Origin of the sequence: Arthrobacter sp. 2RAF6 (assembly GCF_052115205.1) — a bacterium.
Classification (GTDB): Bacteria; Actinomycetota; Actinomycetes; order Actinomycetales; family Micrococcaceae; genus Arthrobacter.
The window spans coordinates 1-1,526 of sequence record NZ_JBFRGF010000090.1 but is presented as its reverse complement, the minus strand read 5'-3'; the positions used below and the strand labels follow the sequence as shown (position 1 = coordinate 1,526).

2 protein-coding genes are annotated in these 1,526 nt (G+C 61.3%); both read right to left on the bottom strand.

From position 1 onward, the window contains the following. Positions 1-29: 29 nt before the first annotated feature. Entirely contained in the window at positions 30-1,028 is a 999-nt protein-coding gene (locus AB4Z38_RS25570) for a transposase (protein ID WP_441432316.1), read from the bottom strand. A gap of 32 nt (positions 1,029-1,060) precedes the next feature. Further along, positions 1,061-1,465 carry a hypothetical protein gene (locus tag AB4Z38_RS25565; RefSeq protein ID WP_441432315.1) on the bottom strand — a complete coding sequence of 135 codons (405 nt, stop codon included), beginning with the start codon at positions 1,463-1,465 and terminating at the stop codon, positions 1,061-1,063. Between the last annotated feature and the right edge of the window lie 61 nt (positions 1,466-1,526).

The following is a 1,526-nucleotide window of genomic DNA, read 5'->3' as shown; positions in this document are numbered from 1 at the left end:
ACGCCCGGAAATTGTCAAGCTGTGTGGAGTCACTGGGCTAGTTTTTGGGGTGTTTTGGTCTGGGGGAGGTTGATCCCGGCGTGTGTGGCGGGGGCCGGTGTGGTGGGTCGTTGGCGGAATCTTCCTGGGTGTCGTTCGTAGTAGTCCTGGTGGACTTTGTCTCGTTTGTTCCAGAGTTCTTTCCACGAGCCGTCGTGGACTTGTGATGGTGAGAACAGTGCGATGCCGGAGTGTTTGTGATCGGTGCTGTACCAGTGCACGTAGCAGGTGAGGTACTCCCTGGCGGCCTTGAGATCGTTGAAGATCCGGGGGTAGCCGGACCGGTATTTCATCGTGCGAAAGCCTGACTCCGAGAAGGGATTGTCGTTGGAGACGTACGGGCGGTTATGGGAGAGTTCCACGCCGTGGGCGGTGAGGGTGTCACGGAGCAGGGTTGATCTCATGGCCGGGCCTGAATCGGCGTGCACGATGCGCGGGGCGCCGTGCCGGGCGATGGCTGTCTTGAACATCTCCGCGGCGAGGTGGTCGGACTCGCGTTCCTCCACCCGCCAGCCGACGATCTCCCGGGAGAAGATGTCCATGATGGAGTACACCTTGAAAACCTTGCCCTGCCACTTGGAATAGATGTCGGTGATGTCCCAGGACCAGACCTGGCAGGGTCCGGTGGCCTTGAGGACCGGCTTTTCAGAGGAACCACGCGTGCCCCCGCGCTTGCGCGGGATGGTTGGGCGGGCCTGCTGGTCCTCGTACTCTGCCGCGATCCGCCACCACGAGCGGTTGGAGGCGAGCAGCACGCCGTTGTCCCAGGCTGTGGCGAAGGCATGGTCAACGGAGTTGCCCTTCCCCCAGCTGGCCAGGATGAGCCCCAGGATCCGGTCCTGATGTGCGGTGCTGATCCGGGATTCGTAGGCCCGGTCGGCCTGGTGGATCGGGTGCTGCACCGCCGGACGGGGATTGGACCGGTAATGCCAGGTCCCGCGCGACACCCCCGCCAGCTTGAGCGCTGTCCGCTGGGAGCCGATGATCACATGCAGCTCCAGGACCAGGGTGTTCTCGGCCGCTATGAATCGTTCTGAGCGCTCGTCGGGGTTGTATCGGGCTCTGGCACGCTCAACTCGTGCAAGAGCCCGATAGCTTTTCCCAGCGCGGAATTCGTGTCCTCCAGCTCCCGCACCCGCTTCTGGAGTTTTTCGACTTCGGCACGGTGGGCAGCCATTTCCTTCGCGCGTGCTTTTTCAAACGCGGAGAGTTCACGATTCGTTGGGACCATGCCTCCATGCTCCCGCGGAATCAGGCCACGGTCGATATCGCCCTGGACCATCATCTTGCGCCACCTGCGGAACGTCCATTCCGAAACGGACGTCGAGGCCATCCATTCCTTCCTCGTCCCGTGCGGCTGCAAATAGTACTCATGCATGAACTCACGGATCTCTTCACGCGTAAAACCCTTGTTATCAACGGCCATCGCCGGCTCCTTCAATCAACAGGTAATGAATGACTCACAACCAGCTTGACGATGAGGGGCC